This window comes from Paraburkholderia sp. A1BS-2L (genome assembly GCF_051125205.1).
Taxonomy (GTDB): domain Bacteria; phylum Pseudomonadota; class Gammaproteobacteria; order Burkholderiales; family Burkholderiaceae; genus Paraburkholderia.
Window position 1 is genome coordinate 1,029,296 of record NZ_CP120430.1, and the last position, 19,614, is coordinate 1,048,909.

Sequence of the window (19,614 nt, forward strand, 5' to 3'; positions counted from 1 at the left end):
GGCAATTCTCACTCTTCCTGCGGACATCTCATCTTCAGCAAGATCACTGAGCCAGCCCATCTCAGCGTAGCTCAGTGACAGCATCAGATGCCTCGCTGTCGCCGCGAATTGGCGAGGCGAGATCACTCGACGCGCACAACATTACCTCCTGCCCAGAATGTGTCGAGTGGACACACATTCGCGAACGGCGTGAGTTGCGTCGCGTCGCTGGATTTGCCCGAGGCCACTTCCGGGTATCGTGTCTCGCCATACCCGAGTACGGCCTTCACATAAGACGTCGTTGCTTACAGGAAGGCAGGCAACGGCCTCCGCATTATGCGGTGTGTCGAGTCGACACTTTTTTTGCGCGAAGTCGTAGCGATATCACGTGATGCTGGATGCGTCGGGCGAACATACGTCTTTGGGCGCACGGAATTATGCACGCCGACGTGAGTGGCCTGTGTGTCGAGTCGACACACCAATCGCACTCTGTGCAAGGTAAAAATGGTGTGTAGGCAGCGCTGTTGGCTTCGAACCACCACCGATCGAATTGGGCATGCTCGCTGCTGATTTCCACGTGTCGCGGCAGCGCAGCTGAGGGACATTGAACCAGGGCTTGCTCTGTGTGTCGACTCGACACACAGCCGCCGTTCGATTGCGCGTCTGGCACTCGGGAAAGAGTGGAGCCTCACTGGATCGACCTATCCGGTTTCCGGTGTTTGGCGAGTGGCGCTTGGGCCATCATCATGTGCTGCTGCTATCGACTTGATGTACACGGCCGCGCCCAACAGAATCGGCCACTCGGATCTGAAGTATCGTGTGTCGACTCGACACACATTCGCCACGACTAACCCAGCATCACGGAGATACAGCCACGCGCGCCGCCCATAATAGTTCTCATCCGAAAGCCGCCAGGGGGACACGAGCGATCTTTCCTAAACAACTGTGTCGAGTCGACACAGTTGTTCACCACCAGGATTGGCCACTCCACAGCCAAAGTTCGGTGTGTCGACTCGACACACCAGGAGCCGGCCCATAAAAAAAAAGCCCGCTTGCGCGGGCCTTTAACACCATCGAACAACCTGGAAGTCATCCTCAGCCGGGCTTCACATTGAACAACTGGCTGATCAGTTCGCGAATCTGCGTCTCCTGTGCATCTGAAAGAACGCCAGTCTTCAGCTTCACGGTGAAGCTATTCGTATCCTTCGTGATGCTGCCTGCGTGGCTCTTGCCTGAGAAAATCTTCTCGATACTCCGCTCCGAAACGCTCTGCTCGCTCTCGCCGCGATCCGATTGCGCACCAATGGCTGCAGCCAGCTTCCCTTGATCAAGCGTCCCTGCCACGACCGCCGGCCAAAGCTCGCGCGCTGCCTTCAAACCTTGTGCACCGTGCTTCTTGAGCGCTGAAACGATTTCGTCCGCGGCGGATCCGCCAAGCAAGCGAGGATTTAGATCAAGGTCACGGCGAATAAAGTCGGGAAGCTTCTCGAACGCGAGGAATCGATACAAGCCTTTGCGCGACATGCCCAGCGCCTCCGCCATCCGCGTGCGCGTCGGAAATTCCCGCTCGGCGCGGCGCAGCGACTGGCCAATCTCATAATCAGTCAGATCTTCGCGGCCCACGTTCTCGACCAACGCGAGCACGGCCATGTCCTGATCCGAGCACTCGATCACCGACGCACGAATCTCTTCCTCGTGCAGTAAAACGTGCGCCCGCAAACGCCGCTCACCGGCAATCAACTGATAGCCGTTGTCGGCGCGCCGCACGACAACCGGCTCCACCAGCCCCACTTCGCGAATCGATTCAGCCAGCGATGCAAGACCCTCATCGCTGAAAATCTTGCGTGGCTGCCACGGGTTGGGCTGAATCGCACTGACGGGAAGCATGAGCTTGTCGCTCGTGCTTTCGAGTTCCTGGATGCGCTGCTGGGCCACGGCCAGCGCCCCCAGCATTCCCGGGCCCGTCTTGAACGCGCTGCTGCGGCGTGGCTCCGGTGCAGCGGGCACAGGCCGTTCGGTCGCCTGGCGCTCCGAAGCAGAGCCGAGCTCGGCGGTCTTGGCCGCCATTTTGTCGCGAAACGAGCTCATTTTCCGGCCCTCCATTGCTCTACATAAAGATCATCGATCCAGCGCACGTAATCGGTGAGCGGCTGCCGAACGCGCGCGACGGTCTTGTCAGCGAGATCGCCCTTGCTGATATCGAACACGGTGGCCATCGCCAGAGCACCATTACTCATAGCCGAACTAGCCGGCACTTCCACGGCGCTGACCCAATCCTTGTAGGTGCGCTGCACCCAGGAGCGAACCACAGGCGCCGACGACGTCTTGCCATAATCCACTTTCGACAGCAGCACCGAAACAAAGTCGTAGGTTTTTTCGTCGCCGCGCTCCATGATCGTGTGCGCGAGATCGGAGAAAAGACTCCAGAACGACACCGAGCTGATGAAGTCGAGGCTCTCCGGAACTAGCGGCATGACCATGGCATCGGCGGCCATCAGCGCGTTGATGGTGAGGTAGGACAGCGACGGCGCGGTATCGAGGATGATGTAGTCGTAGTGCTGACGCAGTGACTCAATACCTTGGCGCAGCAAGTCCCAGAACTTGAAGCCGGGATTCTTGATGACGGTGCCGGGAATATGGAACTCCGCCGAGAAGAGCGTGGGGTGCGCCGGAATGACGTCGAGCCCGTCCCAATAGGTCGGCTGCACGAAGTTCCGCAGGCCGCCTTCCATCTGCGGATCGTAAATGAACGGCAGGACCGTGCTGTCCTCCGTGACTTCTTTTTCCGCATAAAGGCCGCAAAGCTCAGTGAGTGATGCCTGTGGGTCGAGGTCGATAAGCAGCACCCGCCGGCCGCGCAGCGTCAAGCCCTGGGCGAGGCACATCGTGGTGGTGGTCTTGGTGGAACCGCCCTTGAAGTTGGCGACCAGAATGACCTTGCCGTCGGCATCGCGCACGCCAGTATGAAGTGGCGTTTGATAAATATCCGAAACCTGCTGGACCCACGTGCGCGCTTCAGGCAAGGTAAACACCCGGCTGCGCCCCGAGCCTTGGGCCTCGCCTTGTGGCAGGCCCTCGCGTGTAGCGAGCAGATTGTTGAGCTTGATGCGGTCGATGCCGCACAGTTCGGCAACTTGCGCGGACGTGAATGTGGGCGCCATCTTTCGCGGCTTCGGCGCCAGCATCATTTCCCGAAGTTCTTCTGATAGTTGACCGGCTTCCTCTGCAAACTGCGTGACCGCAGAAAGGTCGACACGCCGATCAATCGATGGAAATTCGATAGTCTTTGCCATTAATACGCTTTTCATCGGAATTTAGATAAAGCGTAGAATACAGGAAAAGCGTATCGAAACACACTGATTGAGGTCGATTTTTAAAAAAATCGACCTTTTTATTTGCGCTATGACGGGCTCCGGAGCTTCGGTCCAGCCTTGGACCCTCATCAGGCCGCCAGGCCGCCTACGCGGCATTTAAGGGCATCCCTGCCGATTTGCCTATTTTTTAAGCATGCGCCCGCCGGAATTCTCTCGGTTCTGATGGAGATCGCGGCACCCTCTGATTCGCAGCGCTGCGCGGACATTCCTATAAGCAGACAAAATCTTCAGAGGTCACGATTTTTGTGCACCTTCGCTAATCCGCGAAACGACAGTAACCGATTCGGGTTTCACAGTAACGGATTTTGTGCACGCACACGAGATTCAACGACCCCAACACTGAAAATTGACACAAAAACCGTTACCCAATCCAACACCCGCCGCAACAGGAACCGCGCAAGCGCTGAACTGCACAAAAAACGTGACTATCGCGCAGTCCCGGAGGCAAAGATCTCCGCGAACGCAGACAAAACGACGGTAGCCGCCGCCACAAGAAGATGGGCGAACGCCAAAGTCCCCAAGAGTCAGCACAAAAAACGTTACCGGCCTTCGCCCCAAACTAGCGTTCGCGTCCATGGCGGCCCATCACACGCGCTTGCACATTAAACGTTGCCTCCTCGGACTCCCTCTTCTGCACAAAAACCTCCACCTTCGTTCCTCCACCCGCTGTTTGCACAAAAAACGTTACTGAGGAGGGCATCGGGAAGAAGAAATTCAGCAGCGGACGCCGTCCTCCGGCCGGCCGCACACAAACCATTACCACCAGCGCGAACAGGTGCACATAAACCGTTGCCCTCGATGATGGCCAAGTACGGTTTGATTGACCGGTAGCACAGCAAATCCTCGAAAATTTGCGCTCAAATTCCCCATTGGCGAGGGATCTTGCGGCTTTTCCTATAAGAAATACGCCCGTGTGCCCTCAGCCAATTTGCGTAAATTTTTGCGCGAAGCGTCTTTGCTGCTTGCGGTTGGTTTGTTTACTTAAACAAAGAAAACCCACTAACCCACTAACGAACGCCTCCGAATCCTTTGTCTTCAAGGACTTGCTGCTGAAAAGCACCGGTCTATGTGCAGAAAGCATTGGTTTATGTGCACGAGGGTGATGTTTTTTGTGCTGGGGATGGAGAGGTCTATGTGCAATTCGGCACGTTTTTTGTGCGGACCCTTCAAAGCCTGCCGTTTGAGGTAACGGTTATTGTGTTGACTTGTGTTCGGGGAGTGATAGAGTCGCGGCCAATATCGACGGAGAGCACACGAATGTCGGAGGACAGCGGACGCAGGACGACCACCCAGCAGATGTCGCTCGGGTTGTTCGAGGAAATGTCCGGCCAGCCTATCAATGAGAGCACGAGGGAGATCGGCTTTCAGCGCAACAACGTTTTCGTTGCGATCAACGGGCTCGGCCTGTCGTCGCGACGTTTTATCGATGCCGCCTATTTCATCGCGGCCCAGGAACCGCTGCCGCGCGAGATCTACGACGTCGACCTGAACTACTTCAAGTGGCTCATGCGCTACGAGAGCCGCAACGTGCGTCATCTCCAGAGTGTGATCAAGGAAGCACAGCGGGTGCTCATCGAAGTGACGGACACGCCGCCCGATCGCGCGCCCAGCGAAGAGGACCAGTGGATTTCCGAGCAGTTGATGGGCAGCGTGAAGATCGGCAAGGGGCGTATCCAGTTTCGCATCCCGCCGCTGATGCTGCGACACATCACCGGTCCGGACAAGCATCACTGGCTCAACCTGTGCATCACAGCCGCCTTCTCGCAGACTTTCGCGCGGGCAATCTACGACTACGTGCTGCCCTACGTGAGCGCGGGCTTTACCGACTGGATCGAGCTCGACGTCATGCGCCGCTGGCCGGGCAAGCTTGGATCGAGCGCCTCGGAGTTCAAGCACTTCCGGCCGAAGTATCTCGATCCGGCCGTGCGCCAGATCAACGAGCTCTCGGACATCGACCTGAGCTACGAAACACGGGCCGACTCCGAAACCTCGCGCAAGATCAACAAGATCCGCTTCCGGCTGAAGCGCAAGGACACCGTTGCGGCCATGCTGAGCCGTCAGCCCGACGCCCACGACCTGCTGCTCACGCTGAAGGAGGAGTTCGGCCTGAGCAACAAGCAGTTCGATGTGATCGCCGAGCATCGCATGAGCTGGACCGACGAGCGGATCCAGCAGGCCATCGAATACACGCGTTTTCGCCTCAATCAGGGCAAGGTCACCAAGAGCCCGGCGGGCTACCTGATGAAGGCGCTGAGCCACAACTGGCAGGTGTCGGAGGCCGAGCGCAAGATGGTGGCGATCCAGACCGAGCGGGCGGCGGCCGAGAGCGCGGCGGAAACGGCGAAAGCCGAGGCCGGCAGCGCCGTGAAGCAGAGCATCGCCGCGCGCGACGAAGAAGCGCGCGCGCGCCGCAACGACGAAGTCCAGCGCGGGCGCGAGCATTTCGAGTCTGCCGACGAGAAGACCCGCAAGGAACTCGTGCGCCTGTACATCGTGTCGCAAGCCGGCAAGCTCATGCTGCGTCGCCTGAAGCTCGAAGCCTCCGCGTTGTCGGACGCGAATATCCTCAGCCATTCCGATCTCGCGTGGTATTTCGGGCAGTTCGTGTACGCGAGACTCAAGCAAAGCGCCGCCTGAGGCACGCCGCGATGCGCGGCATTGGATTCACCGCCAGTTGCGGCGGCCCCCGGGGTAACGGCGGCAATCGCGTGATTTATATGGATTCCTGATCAAATCGTCGATGTGAATAGTTGCTTTACATCGGCGGGTTCACACCGCTAAAACAAGTGCACCCGCGGCCAATGCTCCCAGCATGGTGCCGCGGCAGAGCGGGGCGCCGCAGCGGCAGGCATAGTCGCGTTGCGCGTCGTCGTCGGCCTGCTGCTCGATCTCGAGCGCGTAGTCGATGAAGAGCTCCTCGCCGGGTGCGATATCGCGGATTGCCTCGATGAACACGCGCCCGTTTCCTTCGACTGCCTCGCAGTTCGCGGCGCACGCGTGATTGAGCCAGCGTGCGCCATTGCCGCCGCGCCCGCCGTCGATCACTCGCCCGTCAGACAGGCCGAACAGGAAGGTGTGGCCCGAGTCGCTGCGGCGCGCGTTCCAGCGCGCCGCCTCGCGCCACGTGGTCACCATGCCCTTGTACTCGAAAATGCGCTCCCCGGCGCGCAACGGAAGCAGCGCGAAAACGCCTTTGCCATGCACCGGCGATTGCCGGACGGTCACACGTTTCATAGTCGTCGGAACGTCGCGGAGGGGAAGACGCCGAGTATATGCCGAGAAAATGTCGGCGCGTACAGTGTGACGGTGGCCTGGCCGAGCAATTCCATCGTCGTACGCGATGCGGTAGATTGGCGTGGCGCTTGCGAACCCGCTTGCCCCCTTCGGAGAGCCTGATCGATGCATCGAGATGAAACCCGCGATTCCGCGCCGGAGCGCAAGCACGCGGACGCGCAGCATGACGCGCGCGAGCTGCCGCCTTCGCTCGTGCGCGCGCTGGACGGCGAGCACCTCGAGACGCGCGCGGACGAAGCCTTTCGCCTCTCGACCGTGGGCGCCGATGGCTGGCCGCACGGTGCGCAGCTAAGTGTGGGGGAAGTGCTGGCGCTCGACGCGCAAACCCTGCTCGTGGCGATATGGCCGCGCTCGAACACCGCGCAGAACATGCAGCGCGACGCACGCCTCACGCTCACGCTGGTGCATGACGGCGCGGTGCTGGAGATACGCGCGCAGGCAAGCCTCGTCGCCGAGCATCAGACCGCACTCGACCTCAGCGTGTTTCGCCTGCGCGTCGAGCGTGTGGACGTGCATCGCGCGAAATATGCCGAGGTGCTGAGCGGGGTGACGTTCCGCCTGCACGAGCGCGAGAAGGTGATAGCGCGCTGGCGCGAGCAGATCGCGATGTTGCGCACGCACGCCCCCCAGCCATGAGCACGACTGTCACCGGCTGCCTTTAAAGGGCGCCGCCGCGTCGCCGCGCGACGCGACCTGCAGCAGGCGCTTGGCGGCGCGAATCGCGTCGGGGCTGCGTTGCGCGATTTCACGCGCGGTGGTGAGCGCGAGGGCCAGCGGATCGTCGGCCATGCGCGTGGCGAGCCCGACTCTCCAGCCGCTGAAAGTGAATTTCACATTGCGGGATATGCGGGAAATTTCCGGGGTGAGATTTTTTCGTCACTCGAAAACCTGTTTTGTATCGCAAAAACATGTGCGTATCTTATTGAATTTAAAGCGTAAATTATGTCTTATGTCTTATATAAGACTTTACCCAAACGCGGTGGGCGACGTTACTATTGAGTCATGCAGTTCGCTTCGACAAACGCGGCGGCACGCTGAAACCATTTGATCAAACGCGCTTTGCTCTTAGGAGAGACACATGGCCCAGTATCAAGACGACATCAAGGCAGTGGCTGGCTTGAAGGAAAACAACGGCAGCGCCTGGAATGCCATCAATCCCGAATACGCCGCCCGCATGCGTGCCCAGAACAAGTTCAAGACGGGTCTGGACATCGCGAAGTACACCGCGAAGATCATGCGCGCCGACATGGCCGCCTACGACGCCGACCCGTCGAAGTACACGCAGTCGCTGGGTTGCTGGCACGGCTTCATCGGGCAGCAGAAGATGATCTCCATCAAGAAGCACTTCAACAGCACCGAGCGCCGCTATCTGTACCTGTCGGGCTGGATGGTGGCTGCGCTGCGCTCCGAGTTCGGCCCGCTGCCGGACCAGTCGATGCACGAAAAGACCTCGGTCAGTGCGCTGATCCGCGAGCTGTACACGTTCCTGCGCCAGGCCGATGCCCGTGAACTGGGCGGCCTGTTCCGCGAACTCGACGCCGCAAAGGACGCGTCCGCCAAGGCCGCCATCCAGCAAAAGATCGACAACCACGTCACGCACGTGGTGCCCATCATCGCCGACATCGACGCGGGTTTTGGCAACGCCGAAGCCACCTACCTGCTGGCCAAGCAGTTCATCGAAGCGGGCGCGTGCTGCATCCAGATCGAAAACCAGGTGTCGGACGAGAAGCAGTGCGGCCATCAGGACGGCAAGGTCACGGTGCCGCACGAGGACTTCCTCGCGAAGATCCGCGCGATCCGCTACGCGTTCCTCGAACTGGGCGTGGACGACGGCATTATCGTGGCGCGCACCGACTCGCTGGGCGCCGGCCTGACCAAGCAGATCGCCGTGACCCACAAGCCGGGCGACCTGGGCGACCAGTACAACTCGTTCCTCGATTGCGAAGAACTGTCGGCTGACGAACTGGGCAACGGCGACGTGATCATCAAGCGCGACGGCAAGCTGCTGCGTCCCAAGCGTCTGCCGAGCAACCTGTTCCAGTTCCGCTCCGGCACGGGCGAAGCGCGCTGCGTGCTCGATTGCGTCACCGCACTGCAAAACGGCGCCGACTTGCTGTGGATCGAAACCGAAAAGCCGCATATCGCGCAGATCGGCGGCATGGTCAGCGAGATCCGCAAGGTCATCCCGAACGCGAAGCTGGTGTATAACAACAGCCCGTCGTTCAACTGGACGCTGAACTTCCGCCAGCAGGCATATGACGCGATGAAGGCCGAGGGCAAGGATATGTCGGCCTACGAGCGCGGCCAGCTGATGAGCGTGGAATACGATCAGACCGAACTGGCGAAACTGGCCGACGAAAAGATCCGCACGTTCCAGGCCGATGCGTCGCGCGAAGCCGGCATCTTCCACCACCTGATCACGCTGCCGACGTATCACACCGCGGCGCTGTCGACTGACAACCTCGCGAAGGAATACTTCGGCGACCAGGGCATGCTCGGTTATGTGGCTGGCGTGCAGCGCAAGGAAATCCGCCAGGGCATCGCGTGCGTGAAGCACCAGAACATGTCGGGCTCGGACATCGGCGACGACCACAAGGAGTACTTCAGCGGCGAAGCAGCGCTGAAGGCGGCGGGTAAGGACAACACGATGAACCAGTTCTGATTTCGGCAGTACCCGAGGCGAAACGCCAACCCGGTAATACGGGTTGGCGTTTTTTTATCCGGGCAATAAATCTCGCCAGGCGATAGTGCGTGACTCAACACGGGCTACCGCGCCTTCTCCCCATCGGCCCCGGCCGCGCCAATCTCGCCTGTCGCCAGCGCGAGCGACGCAGCCGCGGACATCGCCGCGCTATCGCCGGGAGGCCGCACTAACCACCACCGATGCCCTGCAGGACCTTGCCCGTACCGCCGCAGACGGCGCAGCGCTGTCCTTCGACGAGACCGGTGCCATGGCAGGCGCCGCACAGGTCTTCGCCGACGCCCGGGGTGCCCGGGGGGCCTTCGTCGCCCGGGTTCAGTGGGCTCTCGTTCTCGCTGGGTGCGGGCTTCGCAGGTTGCATGATGATCACCTCGAGGTTCGATGCTGAATCAATAGAGCGGCGGACGTAGCAGGTGTCCTGCCGCAGGGAACGTGCCGCGCCACTTGTCCGAACGATGCCGAATACAGGATGAAGGGCGGTGGCGCCGGCGGTGCGAATCAGTGCGGATGCTTTAAGAGGCGGGCCTCTCGAACGCGGCGGTCCACACCATGAAGTCATGGTTAAGACGGCTTTCAGTACCGCTAACGCAATCGACGATCGCGCCAAGCATGATCTCGTTGACGTGCCGCCAGTAGGCCGCAGTCTTTGCAGTGCCCGCTAATGCATAGCTTGCATTCAGGCGCCATGTGTCAAACGCCGAATGCCCGGCGGCCGATTCCAGTGCGATGGCGCGCTGCTCATTCAGGGCGGTATTGAACGCGCGGCTATTGAGTTCCACGATGCGGCCAGCGGTCTCGACGCAAAGGCGTGCGAGATCGGTCATTCCTGTACTCAGTGACGCAACGCGTTCAGACGCCTGGCCCGGGCCTGCGTCGGGGAGGGCGATCGTCGGTTCAGTCATCATTGGCTCCACTTTGGGGTTGAATCGGGTGTCCGGGTGTTTCGCCGTCGTGCTGCATTGCTGGATTGCCGCATTGAATATTCCCGGTTCGGCTCAACGGTTCATCGAAGTGCGGCAAGTCCGACTGAGCGCTGGTCTCGCGCAAGAATCGCAACGGCGTTCGCGGCACGGGCATTGCTCGTTCGTTACCCAATCAGGCCAATCGACCGAGCCGTGGCAAACAATCAGGAAAATGCTGGAGGGCCGGGCCGCAAAAGCGCCGCGCGCGAGCGCAGCGCATCCTTCACTGACGTCATGCCCTCGGGCCTGCGCTACGTCGACGACTCGCATCGCGGGTACACGCGCGAGCGGATCGATGGGGCGTTCGTCTACTTCGATACGCGAGGCAAGCGCATCAAGGACGATGCCGAGATTCGCCGTATCAATGCATTGGCGGTGCCGCCTGCCTATACCGACGTGTGGATCTGCCCGGATCCGCACGGCCATTTGCAGGCGACGGGCCGCGATGCACGCGGTCGCAAGCAATACCGGTATCACCCGCGCTGGCGTGAAACGCGCGACGCGACCAAGTACGAGCGCTTGCTGGCGTTCGGCACGGCGCTGCCGAAACTGCGCGCCCAGTTGGCGCGCGATCTGGCGCTCGACGGCATGCCGCGAGACAAGGTGCTGGCCACCGTCGTGCGCCTGCTCGATATCACACTGATTCGCGTGGGCAGCGAGGAGTATGCTCGGGAGAACCGCTCTTATGGTCTGACGACGCTGCTCAAGCGGCATTTGACGGTGTCGTCTGACCGGCTGCGCTTCCGGTTTCGTGGCAAGAGCGGCATCGAGCACGATGTCGCGGTCAGCGACGCGCGCGTCGCGCGCATCGTCAGGCGCTGTATGGAACTGCCGGGCCAGGAGCTCTTTCAGTATCTCGACGCCGATGGTGCGAGGCATTCCGTTAGCTCCTCGGACATCAACGAGTATCTGCGCGAGATCACCGGCGTAGAGTTCACCGCGAAAGACTACCGCACGTGGGCGGGCAGCGTTTTCGCGCTGGCGGCGCTGCGCAAGCTGGAATGGGAAACGGCGACGCAGGCGCGCAAACACGTCGTCGGCACCATCAAGCAGATATCGCAACTGCTGCGCAATACGCCGGCGGTTTGCCGCAAATGCTATGTCCATCCGGCCGTGATCGAAGCGTTCGAGGCGGGTGCCCTCGCCCAGGCGCTGCCCGCCGCGCGCCGCCGCGGACTCAAGGCTGACGAGGCAGCGCTCGTCGCTTTTCTGAAGAGCGACGCAAAGCGGCGGGTGCGCGAGATGTCGAGCCGGGAGCGAGCGGTTCTTCGGCGAAGCCAAACCGGGTCATCAAGCGGCCCGCGTCGAAGGGCGCTTCCGTCTTCTGATCATTGTCGAAATAGCAGTACACGTCGCGCGGTTTGCACTCGCGATTGCCGAGCGCGGGCGCGATGAGTCGCGCGTGCGCTGCGGGCTTTCCCTCGCGCCATGCTCTGAAGCGGGCTTCCCATTCGTCCAGCGCCGCGTCGCTGTAGGCCCCCGCATATTTTCCGGTTGAACCGTGCAGCCGTGCATAAGTAAAGTCGGCGGTGGCATCTTCGGCATAGGGCCAGGGCTCCGTGGAATCGGATACCACGAGCGCCACGCGATGGCGTAGGAGCAGATCCACGAAAGAGGGGGCAACGAAACTCGCATGGCGAATTTCGATGGCGTGGCGCATGGGCCGGTTGCGGTCGATGGTGAGCCGCGGCGTCTTCACCCGTGAGTCGTGGCGTCTCGCCAGACGTAGCGCAGCTTCCGTATCGCGCGGCAGCAGTGCGAGGAACCGTTCCAGGCGATCGGCATTGAAGGGGTAGGTTGGCGGGAACTGCCAGAGTAGAGGTCCTAATTTTTCGTTCAACGCCAGCAACCCTTGCGCAAAGAAGTTCGCACACGCAACGATTGCCCACTCGTCCCGAAACCGCAGCATGTGTGTGGCGATATGACAAAGACCACAAGCATGGCGTTGTCTTCTTTTCGTTGGCGTTGGCGGCGCTCGCCGCCGCAGCGGCCCCAGCCCCGGCATTTCCCGCGCTCGTGGGCAACTCCATGGTGCTGACAGAGGATACGACGTCGCTGATACGCCTGCTCGTTGAGGGCGGTAGCAGCCCGTCGACGCTCGCTGGGACGCCGCGCCAGGCGATGCCGGGTTCGCCGGGACGCTCGCGGACTTGGAGATCGCCAATGTGCTCACCTATATTCGCAGCGCATGGGGCAACAATGCCCAGGCCATCACGACGAATGACGTGAGCGACCTCGCGTCGGACTCTCCACAAGTGAGAAGCGGCGTTTGCGGCATCGGCTCGCTCTCAAAGCGGCATATCGAAATGCGAGAGCACCAGCGTCTTGTCGCCCGTGGTCTTCGCTCCGGCGGCTTCGAGCTTGGCATCGAGTTCGGCCTTGCGCAACGCAATACGCCGGCCCAGCGCCGCAAGATCAACGTTGCTGCCGCGCAAGAGCGGAAACAGTCCGTTTTCTTCTTCTTGTACATGGTGGCGGACCAGTTCGGCTAGCACGCGGAACGTCGCGTCGTAGCCCGCGTGCGCGGGCGTGAGCGTAACGAAGCGCTGGATGAGCATTTTCACGAGATAGTGTTCGACTCGTGCCTCGTCCACATCAAGCGTATCTTTGGACAATGCGTCGCTTGCGGCGGGATACAGCAACTCCTCCTCGAGCATCGTATGCACAGTCAGTTGCTCGCACGCTCGTTTGACGATCGTGAAGCGGGCGTCCTCGGTGGCTTGCCCGGCTTCCTGGTAGGCATCGAAGAGTTTGTCGACGGCGCGGTGGTCGGCGGTCAACAGCTCCAGCGCGTCGGTGGATTGTTCAGGTTTGCTCATGGTATCGCTCCGCAGGGACATGCCTCGATTAGCACTGTGCGTACCCGACCGGCGAGCTCAGGCGCGGCGCAAACGGTTCGCTTGATCAGCGACGAGCCACGCGGGCAATTGCATCAGGCTTCGAGCCGGGAAATGCAGCACGCGTGCAGCGACCTGCGCTGCACGCAGCCGAACCGGGAACGACGAGTGCGGAATAGCGTTCCCCGGCGCCGGCCGGTCCTGTGAAGGAATGCCATGCGTATCGCCCAGGTCGCTCCGCTCTATGAACGCGTACCGCCCGTGCGTTACGGCGCCACTGAGCGGATCGTTCATTACCTGACCCAAGCACTCATCGACCGCGGCCACGACGTGACGCTGTTCGCGAGCGGCGATTCGCAAACCCACGCCGTTCTCGTACCTTGTTGCGCACGGGCGCTGTGGCACGACCGGGACGTAACCGACACGCTGGTCCACCACGTTGCGCAACTCGAGCGGGTGGCCGCGCGCGCGCATGAATTCGACGTCGTGCATTTCCACACCGAACCGCTGCATCTGCCGCTCGCGTGCAGATTGAACGTCGCTTCGCTCTCCACGATGCACGGCGTAATCCGCCGCCAGGACCTGGGTGTGCTGCTCGACGTATCGCGGGGCGAAGCGCTCGTCGCGCTGTCGCAAGCGCAGCGCAGGAGCGCTCCGCACGCGAACTGGCTAGCGACGATCGCGCACGGCTTGCCCTCCGATCTCTTCGTGCCCAGCGCGGCTCACGACGGCTATCTTCTGTGGATGGGCCGCATGATGCCGGGCAAGGGGCCGGACAGGGCAATAGACATCGCTCGACGAGCCGGCAAGCCGTTGAAGATGGCCGCGGCAGTCCATCCGGGGGAGCGTGCATGGTTCGAGGACCATATGCGTCCGCTGATCGCGCGCAACGCCAACTGTGTGGAGTACGTAGGCGAAGTGGGGGGCGAATTGCGCGCGATGTTGCTGCGACGCGCCGAAGCATTGCTGATGCCGATCAGTTGGGACGAGCCGTTTGGCCTGGTGATGATCGAGGCGCTCGCGAGCGGAACGCCCGTGATCGCCACCCGCCGCGGCGCCGTCGCCGAAGTGCTCTCGGATGGCGTGAGCGGGTTCGTCGTGGATGGACCGGATGCGGCAGTCGACGCCGTTGCACGCTTGCCCTTGCTTTCCCGTGAGCGCTGCCGCGCCGAGTTCGAGCGACGCTTCACTGCGGAGCGCATGTGTGACGATTACGTTGCTGCATACGACGCGCTCATCGCGCATCGCGAAGCGCGGCGCCCGTCAAGGATGCGGGGCCTGTGCGATGGCATGTAATTCTGGGCGGTCATGCATGAAACTTTGTAGGGGCGGAAGATAGAACAACGACTTCAATTCGCGCTATCAAACTGACCGCAGACCGGAACGCCGCTTGCGCTCTGCGCTAATCACCTAAACGGAGGCACAAATGGCGGCGAAGGCGAAGGCGAAAATGCAGGAGCAGAAAAGCGCAACCCAAAAGTCCGAAGGGAAGATCGATAAAGCGGTGGAGGCGACGTTTCCAGCAAGTGATCCGCCGGCGATCGGGGGCGCCACGAGGATAGAAGAGACGCCGGCGCAGAGCAGCCGCGAAGAACGTATTCGGCGGCGTGCGTACGAGTTGTGGGAAAAGGCGGGCTCGCCCGATGACCACACCGACGAGTATTGGCATAGGGCGGAGGCAGAAATCTCAGCAGAAAACGAGATTTCGCCCTTGCAACAGGAGAGCCTGTATCGGCGGAAATAATCTCGAAGATCCGGCGATTCCATACATCGACGCGCCGGGGCGTCAAATGATGCGCACCGGAATTGACTTCGCTCCCGGCACCTTGCTTTCCTTCGCATAATGCCAGAGCGGCAATAGCACATTGCACTCGGGGTAATAACCGCCGATACAGCCTTCCGGTATTTCGTAGGCCTTGATTTCGAGGCCGGCAAGGCGTCGATCGATGCCATCGTCGGCGATCGTCTGGAGCGTGATTTTTTGCCCCTCGGCAAGATTGCGTTTCTCGATGTCGACCTTATTCATCAGGATCACCATGCGGCTGCCCTTTACCCCGCGGAAACGGTCGTCCAGGCTATAGAGCGTCGTGTTGAACTGGCTGTCGCTGCGCAGCGTCATCAAACGCAGCCCTTCGGGAAACTTGTCGGGCATGTCCGGGTCTTCGCCGAGCGAATACGTTACAAGGAATTCGGCCTTGCCTGACTTCGTCTTCCATTGTCGGTGTTGTGCCGGAATAGGGCGATGAAAGCCGCCGGGTTCCCACATGCGCGAATTGAAATCGTGAAATATGTCGGGGTACGTTTTGGTGATTTCATCGCGCACCAGCGAGTAGTCATCACGCCACACGTCCCAGTTGACGGTCGATCGATGACCGAGCGTCGCCTTCGCAATGCCCGCGACGATATACGGCTCCGGCCGGGCCTTGTCGCTTGCCGGTTCCGTTACGCCCCTTGAGCCGTGCATGCAGCCCGTGCTGTCTTCCATCGACACCGCTTGCTCGCCAGACGGGGTGCGATGGAACTCGATCCGGCTCAGGCAAGGCAGTATGTACGAAACTTCGCCGTGGACGAGGTGGCTCCGGTTCAGCCTGGTGGCCACATTCACGGTCAGGCGCAAGCGTGCCCACGCCGGCTCGGTCTGTGAGCGGTCGGGTACGGAGCGCACCAGGTTGCCTCCCAGGTTGACGACGGCGTCGGATCGGGCAGCGAATCTATCGGGCCTGACCTGGCAGGACGCAGATCGAACTGGTAGTAGCCCGCGCCTGCGTCCTTCATGAAGATGCCGTCGAAGAAGCTGGCGTTCGTTGAGGGCGTTGGCGGCATCGTATTCGTGTTATCAGCCACTGTTTCGTTGCCGGTCGAATTCGTGGAAACGCCGCTGTTTTTGCTGCTGCTTCCACCGCAGGCGGCCAGCGAAATCAATGCAATAGCGACGGTGGTGTTTCTCGTGCGTACGCCGGTATTCCCGGGATTCGGTATATTTCACATCTTCTTTTTTCTCCATGATGCGATCATGACCGATGCTAATCTCAATGCAATGTACGGTCTATTTTGGGCGGTGCGTCGCTACCCGCGCGCCGCCTGATTCTGTACGGCTGCTTATAGTCAGGTTCGTCAGCGCCTGCTATTCGGAGCGCCCCCGCACCTCCCGCCGCCGCGCCGGCACCCGTCGCCACCACATTCGCAACGATATTCCCGAGCGCCGTGTTCACATCCGCATCACCGGGCGGATTCGATGCCGCAATCGAGCCGCTCAGTTCATTGAGCGTGGGCGCCGTTTCCTCGCTGCGATGGCCGTTTCCTCGGCAGCCACGAGCATATTGCGCACGCGCGAAAACACCAGCCTGTAACTCTGGTTCATCCCGTCACCCCGTAGATTTTTCGAAATCCTTACAGGGGTAGCATCTCAGAAAACGTCAAATTGCCCGTTTCAATGAACTTCGGATTTATCCTAGTGAGGATCATGCGTCGCGCATTGCACGTGTTGCAGGCAGACAACTTCGGGGAACTGCGCGCCGCCCAGCCGTCAGGTGGCCAGGTAACGGACGGTGCCTACCCCTACCGAACGAGCGGCCACATCAGCGACATGGAGAAGGTCGCCACCACCATCGCGGCGCAACGCTGAACCCGCGCGGGCCGAATGCCCGGCACGCGTCCGCTGCGAGGCGCGGCCCCGATGGCGATCCACACGAGGCCAATGGGCACCAACAGGGCCGAGAAGATCGCCATGGCCGCGAGCCACGTTGCGGGGCGTGAAAACGCTGCGGCAGGAAAAATCGAGCCCGCGAATAGCGTGGCCTTGGGATTGAGCAGCGTTGCGCAGAATAGCGAGCGCGCGCTGACCACGCCGATAGCCGACGACGAAACCGAATCCGCCGTGAGCCACAGGCGAATGGCGAGCCACGCAAGGTAGACGCTGCTGGCCACGCGCAGGAGCTTGGGCAGCCAGCTCATCGAATGCGAGGCGTGGGTGAAGCAAATGCCCCAAAGCGAAATCGAAACGAGGTAGCCGGCCAGTTCCGCAGCGGTGAGCGGTGCCGATCGGCGCACGCCCTGTCTCAGCCCGGCGGCGGCGAGGAGCGTGTTGGTGGGGCCCGGCATGAGGAGCACGATCGCGCAGCTCAAAGCCATCAGTCCGGCGGTCGGGAGGGAGAGCATGAAAGGTTGGTGAGAAGAGGGGCTGGCGTGGGCGATTGAAACGGCGCGAAAATAGCTCGCATTTTAACGACTGCGCGTTCGAGCGCGTGTTCGGAGTCGACCTTACCCCTTATATGCGTGCGATCCGTTCAGTCGAATATTTTTCGGAATTTTATCGAGGAGAATGACAAACCATGAGCCGGCGTGTCCTCGTCACCGGCGCGAGCCGCGGCATTGGCCGCGCGATCGCGCATCAACTGGCCGCGGACGGCTTTGCCGTCAGCGTGCATTGCCGAACCGGCCTCAACGAAGCGCAAGCCGTGATGGCCGATATCGCCGCGCAGGGCGGCGCGGCCAGCGTACTGCAATTCGACGTGCGCGATCGTGCCGCGTGCCGCGCGATACTCGAAGCGGATGTGGCCGCGCACGGCCCGTACTATGGCATCGTCTGCTGCGCGGGCGTGACGCGCGACGCGGCGTTTCCGGCGCTCACCGATGAAGACTGGGACATCGTGCTGGAAACGGGCCTCGACGCGTTCTACAACGTGGTCCATCCGCTGATCATGCCGATGGTGCGCGCGCGCAAGGGTGGCCGGATCGTGACGGTGTCGTCGGTGTCCGGCGTGACCGGCAATCGCGGCCAGGTCAACTACAGCGCGGCCAAGGCTGGCCTGATCGGCGCGACCAAGGCGCTGGCAGTGGAACTGGCCACGCGCAATATCACGGTCAACAGCGTCGCGCCCGGGCTGGTGGACACCGGCATGCTCGACGACGTGCCGCTCGAGCACGCGCTGAAGGCCGTGCCGATGAATCGCGTGGGGCAGCCCGCCGAAGTGGCGGCCGTGGTCGGTTTTCTGATGTCGGATGCGGCCTCGTATGTCACGCGTCAGGTGATCGGCGTGAACGGCGGGATGGTCTGATGAAGCGTGTCGTCATGAACGGCATGGGCGGCGCGCACATGCCCAACGGCTCGCCGAAGAGCGATATCGGGCATACGTTGGGTTAGAAGGTGCAGGACGCACAGGATATACAGGATCACAGGACGGAACGAAGCATGGAACATAACCTCGCAGAAGCTGTGCAAACCCTCGCGACCCGGCACGAAGCCGTGGATGTGGCGATCATTGGCGCCGGCCCGTCCGGCGCGGTGGCGGCTGCGCTATTGCGCAAGGCCGGACATTCGGTGCTGGTGCTGGAACGGCAGCATTTCCCGCGCTTTTCGATCGGCGAGAGCCTGCTGCCGCAAAGCATGGCCTACCTCGAAGAAGCGGGCATGTTGCAGGCCGTGGTGGAGGCGGGCTTTCAATACAAGAACGGCGCGCATTTCGTGTGGCGCGACCGTGCGTCGTCGTTCGACTTCCGCGACAAGCATAGTCCGGGCTGGGGCACGACCTATCAGGTCGAGCGCGCGAAATTCGACGAAGTGCTGATCGGTTGCGCCGCGCAGCAAGGCGCCGAAGTGCGCTTCGGTCACACGGTGCTGGCCATGCGCACGGGCGCTGCGCCAGTGCTGGAGGTCGCCGACGAGAGCGATGCGCGCTACGAGGTGCACGCGCGCTTCGTGCTCGACGCGAGCGGCTTCGGCCGGGTGCTGCCGCGACTGCTGGATCTGGAAGCGCCCACGCGCCAGCCGACGCGCACCGCGATCTTCAGCCATGTTCGCGATGGGCTGGCGCTCGACGCGTTCGATCGCAACAAGATCTGCGTCGCGACGCACCCCGAGCATCGCGACGTGTGGTTCTGGATGATTCCGCTCGCGGGCGGGCGTTCCTCGGCGGGATGCGTGGCCGAGGCGGCTTTCCTCGATGTTCCGGAAGCCGCGCGCGAGGCGCGCCTGCGCACGCTGATTCGCGAGGAGCCGACGCTGAACCGCCTGATCGGCGACGCGCCGTTCCTGATGCCGGTGAGGCAGATCAGCGGTTATTCGGCCAACGTCGCGAGCCTGCACGGAGCAGGCTATGCGCTGCTCGGCAATGCGGGCGAGTTTCTCGACCCGGTGTTTTCGTCGGGCGTCACGATCGCGTTGCGATCGGCGCATCTGGCCGTGGAGGTCTTGAGGCGCGCACTTGCCGGCGAAACGGTGGACTGGCATGCCGAATACGATGTGCCGTTGCGCAGGGGCATCGACACGTTCCGTGCGTTCGTCGATCGCTGGTACACGGGCGAGTTGCAGGACATCATTTACTACCCGCAGCAGGCCCCTTCGATCCGGCGCATGATCAGCGCGGTACTGGCGGGCTACGCATGGGACGAAAGCAATCCCTTCGTGGCGGACCCGGTGCGCAGGCTCAACGTGCTGCATGAGGCGTGCACGCAGTAAGCGACGCTAC

18 protein-coding genes and 2 pseudogenes are annotated in these 19,614 nt (G+C 61.6%); 9 read left to right on the top strand and 11 right to left on the bottom strand.

The window, feature by feature from the left end; translation table 11 throughout:
- Positions 1-1,074: 1,074 nt before the first annotated feature.
- Together P5W98_RS29195 and P5W98_RS29200 are read right to left on the bottom strand one after the other, a co-directional pair.
- The gene (locus tag P5W98_RS29195) at positions 1,075-2,067 is read right to left on the bottom strand and encodes a ParB/RepB/Spo0J family partition protein (RefSeq protein WP_421027270.1); all 993 of its coding nucleotides are present in this window, start codon (positions 2,065-2,067) and stop codon (positions 1,075-1,077) included.
- Complete coding sequence (locus P5W98_RS29200; RefSeq protein WP_421027271.1) at positions 2,064-3,272, bottom strand: AAA family ATPase; 1,209 nt, start codon at positions 3,270-3,272, stop codon at positions 2,064-2,066. The genes P5W98_RS29195 and P5W98_RS29200 overlap by 4 nt, the downstream gene beginning before the upstream one ends.
- A gap of 1,338 nt (positions 3,273-4,610) precedes the next feature.
- Here P5W98_RS29200 and P5W98_RS29205 point away from each other — a divergent pair.
- A complete protein-coding gene (locus tag P5W98_RS29205; protein ID WP_421027272.1) occupies positions 4,611-5,990 on the top strand; it encodes a replication initiation protein in 1,380 nt (459 codons plus the stop codon).
- 132 nt (positions 5,991-6,122) lie between these two features.
- Here P5W98_RS29205 and P5W98_RS29210 read toward each other — a convergent pair whose 3' ends face one another.
- A complete protein-coding gene (locus P5W98_RS29210) occupies positions 6,123-6,587 on the bottom strand; it encodes an SET domain-containing protein (protein WP_421027273.1) in 465 nt (154 codons plus the stop codon).
- Between the two features lie 165 nt (positions 6,588-6,752).
- On the opposite strand from P5W98_RS29210, the gene P5W98_RS29215 reads away from it, so the two are divergent.
- Positions 6,753-7,283, top strand: a complete 531-nt coding sequence (locus P5W98_RS29215; RefSeq protein WP_421027274.1) for a pyridoxamine 5'-phosphate oxidase family protein — start codon at positions 6,753-6,755, stop codon at positions 7,281-7,283.
- A 9-nt stretch (positions 7,284-7,292) separates the two neighbouring features.
- Here the strand turns inward: P5W98_RS29215 and P5W98_RS29220 are convergent, their stop codons facing one another.
- Positions 7,293-7,436 (bottom strand): hypothetical protein, encoded by a 144-nt coding sequence (locus P5W98_RS29220; RefSeq protein WP_421027275.1) that lies wholly within the window; start codon positions 7,434-7,436, stop codon positions 7,293-7,295.
- Between the two features lie 289 nt (positions 7,437-7,725).
- On the opposite strand from P5W98_RS29220, the gene P5W98_RS29225 reads away from it, so the two are divergent.
- Positions 7,726-9,309 carry an isocitrate lyase gene (locus P5W98_RS29225; RefSeq protein WP_421027276.1) on the top strand — a complete coding sequence of 528 codons (1,584 nt, stop codon included), beginning with the start codon at positions 7,726-7,728 and terminating at the stop codon, positions 9,307-9,309.
- A gap of 208 nt (positions 9,310-9,517) precedes the next feature.
- Here the strand turns inward: P5W98_RS29225 and P5W98_RS29230 are convergent, their stop codons facing one another.
- Both P5W98_RS29230 and P5W98_RS29235 read right to left on the bottom strand, forming a co-directional pair.
- Positions 9,518-9,709, bottom strand: a complete 192-nt coding sequence (locus P5W98_RS29230) for a hypothetical protein (RefSeq protein WP_421028005.1) — start codon at positions 9,707-9,709, stop codon at positions 9,518-9,520.
- Between the two features lie 151 nt (positions 9,710-9,860).
- Positions 9,861-10,172: a hypothetical protein gene (locus tag P5W98_RS29235; protein ID WP_421027277.1), complete on the bottom strand. Its 312-nt coding sequence runs from the start codon at positions 10,170-10,172 to the stop codon at positions 9,861-9,863.
- A gap of 372 nt (positions 10,173-10,544) precedes the next feature.
- Here P5W98_RS29235 and P5W98_RS29240 point away from each other — a divergent pair, with 372 nt between their 5' ends.
- Positions 10,545-11,705 (top strand): DNA topoisomerase IB, encoded by a 1,161-nt coding sequence (locus P5W98_RS29240; RefSeq protein WP_421028006.1) that lies wholly within the window; start codon positions 10,545-10,547, stop codon positions 11,703-11,705.
- Here P5W98_RS29240 and P5W98_RS29245 read toward each other — a convergent pair.
- Both P5W98_RS29245 and P5W98_RS29250 read right to left on the bottom strand, forming a co-directional pair.
- A pseudogene (locus P5W98_RS29245) lies at positions 11,656-12,315 on the bottom strand (DUF72 domain-containing protein); the annotation flags it as partial. The gene P5W98_RS29240 and the pseudogene P5W98_RS29245 sit on opposite strands and share 50 nt — an antisense overlap.
- Positions 12,316-12,598: 283 nt before the next feature.
- A complete protein-coding gene (locus P5W98_RS29250) occupies positions 12,599-13,129 on the bottom strand; it encodes a hemerythrin domain-containing protein (RefSeq protein WP_421027278.1) in 531 nt (176 codons plus the stop codon).
- A 234-nt stretch (positions 13,130-13,363) separates the two neighbouring features.
- Here P5W98_RS29250 and P5W98_RS29255 point away from each other — a divergent pair, with 234 nt between their 5' ends.
- Positions 13,364-14,443, top strand: a complete 1,080-nt coding sequence (locus P5W98_RS29255) for a glycosyltransferase family 4 protein (protein ID WP_421027279.1) — start codon at positions 13,364-13,366, stop codon at positions 14,441-14,443.
- 130 nt (positions 14,444-14,573) lie between these two features.
- The gene (locus P5W98_RS29260; protein ID WP_421027280.1) at positions 14,574-14,891 is read left to right on the top strand and encodes a DUF2934 domain-containing protein; all 318 of its coding nucleotides are present in this window, start codon (positions 14,574-14,576) and stop codon (positions 14,889-14,891) included.
- A gap of 42 nt (positions 14,892-14,933) precedes the next feature.
- Here the strand turns inward: P5W98_RS29260 and P5W98_RS29265 are convergent.
- Positions 14,934-15,842, bottom strand: a pseudogene (locus P5W98_RS29265) (FdhF/YdeP family oxidoreductase); the annotation flags it as partial.
- Between the two features lie 78 nt (positions 15,843-15,920).
- Between P5W98_RS29265 and P5W98_RS29270 the strand changes: the two are divergent.
- The gene (locus P5W98_RS29270) at positions 15,921-16,232 is read left to right on the top strand and encodes a hypothetical protein (RefSeq protein ID WP_421027281.1); all 312 of its coding nucleotides are present in this window, start codon (positions 15,921-15,923) and stop codon (positions 16,230-16,232) included.
- Positions 16,233-16,400: 168 nt separating this feature from the next.
- Here P5W98_RS29270 and P5W98_RS29275 read toward each other — a convergent pair whose 3' ends face one another.
- Complete coding sequence (locus P5W98_RS29275) at positions 16,401-16,508, bottom strand: ESPR-type extended signal peptide-containing protein (RefSeq protein WP_421027282.1); 108 nt, start codon at positions 16,506-16,508, stop codon at positions 16,401-16,403.
- 197 nt (positions 16,509-16,705) lie between these two features.
- Complete coding sequence (locus tag P5W98_RS29280) at positions 16,706-17,305, bottom strand: LysE family translocator (RefSeq protein WP_421027283.1); 600 nt, start codon at positions 17,303-17,305, stop codon at positions 16,706-16,708.
- A 173-nt stretch (positions 17,306-17,478) separates the two neighbouring features.
- On the opposite strand from P5W98_RS29280, the gene P5W98_RS29285 reads away from it, so the two are divergent.
- Together P5W98_RS29285 and P5W98_RS29290 are read left to right on the top strand one after the other, a co-directional pair.
- Positions 17,479-18,204 carry a 3-ketoacyl-ACP reductase FabG2 gene (locus P5W98_RS29285; RefSeq protein WP_421027284.1) on the top strand — a complete coding sequence of 242 codons (726 nt, stop codon included), beginning with the start codon at positions 17,479-17,481 and terminating at the stop codon, positions 18,202-18,204.
- Positions 18,205-18,338: 134 nt separating this feature from the next.
- Positions 18,339-19,604, top strand: a complete 1,266-nt coding sequence (locus P5W98_RS29290) for an NAD(P)/FAD-dependent oxidoreductase (RefSeq protein WP_421027285.1) — start codon at positions 18,339-18,341, stop codon at positions 19,602-19,604.
- Positions 19,605-19,614: the final 10 nt, after the last annotated feature.

Coding starts and splice junctions, on each gene's coding strand:
- P5W98_RS29260 (WP_421027280.1), top strand. CDS start 14,574: ATGGCGGCGAAGGCGAAGGCGAAAATGCAGGAGCAGAAAAGCGCAACC.
- P5W98_RS29270 (WP_421027281.1), top strand. CDS start 15,921: ATGAAGATGCCGTCGAAGAAGCTGGCGTTCGTTGAGGGCGTTGGCGGC.
- P5W98_RS29220 (WP_421027275.1), bottom strand. CDS start 7,436: ATGGCCGACGATCCGCTGGCCCTCGCGCTCACCACCGCGCGTGAAATC.
- P5W98_RS29235 (WP_421027277.1), bottom strand. CDS start 10,172: ATGACCGATCTCGCACGCCTTTGCGTCGAGACCGCTGGCCGCATCGTG.
- P5W98_RS29275 (WP_421027282.1), bottom strand. CDS start 16,508: ATGAACCAGAGTTACAGGCTGGTGTTTTCGCGCGTGCGCAATATGCTC.
- P5W98_RS29255 (WP_421027279.1), top strand. CDS start 13,364: ATGCGTATCGCCCAGGTCGCTCCGCTCTATGAACGCGTACCGCCCGTG.
- P5W98_RS29285 (WP_421027284.1), top strand. CDS start 17,479: ATGAGCCGGCGTGTCCTCGTCACCGGCGCGAGCCGCGGCATTGGCCGC.
- P5W98_RS29215 (WP_421027274.1), top strand. CDS start 6,753: ATGCATCGAGATGAAACCCGCGATTCCGCGCCGGAGCGCAAGCACGCG.
- P5W98_RS29200 (WP_421027271.1), bottom strand. CDS start 3,272: ATGGCAAAGACTATCGAATTTCCATCGATTGATCGGCGTGTCGACCTT.
- P5W98_RS29205 (WP_421027272.1), top strand. CDS start 4,611: ATGTCGGAGGACAGCGGACGCAGGACGACCACCCAGCAGATGTCGCTC.
- P5W98_RS29240 (WP_421028006.1), top strand. CDS start 10,545: ATGCCCTCGGGCCTGCGCTACGTCGACGACTCGCATCGCGGGTACACG.
- P5W98_RS29280 (WP_421027283.1), bottom strand. CDS start 17,305: ATGCTCTCCCTCCCGACCGCCGGACTGATGGCTTTGAGCTGCGCGATC.
- P5W98_RS29230 (WP_421028005.1), bottom strand. CDS start 9,709: ATGCAACCTGCGAAGCCCGCACCCAGCGAGAACGAGAGCCCACTGAAC.
- P5W98_RS29290 (WP_421027285.1), top strand. CDS start 18,339: ATGGAACATAACCTCGCAGAAGCTGTGCAAACCCTCGCGACCCGGCAC.
- P5W98_RS29210 (WP_421027273.1), bottom strand. CDS start 6,587: ATGAAACGTGTGACCGTCCGGCAATCGCCGGTGCATGGCAAAGGCGTT.
- P5W98_RS29195 (WP_421027270.1), bottom strand. CDS start 2,067: ATGAGCTCGTTTCGCGACAAAATGGCGGCCAAGACCGCCGAGCTCGGC.
- P5W98_RS29250 (WP_421027278.1), bottom strand. CDS start 13,129: ATGAGCAAACCTGAACAATCCACCGACGCGCTGGAGCTGTTGACCGCC.
- P5W98_RS29225 (WP_421027276.1), top strand. CDS start 7,726: ATGGCCCAGTATCAAGACGACATCAAGGCAGTGGCTGGCTTGAAGGAA.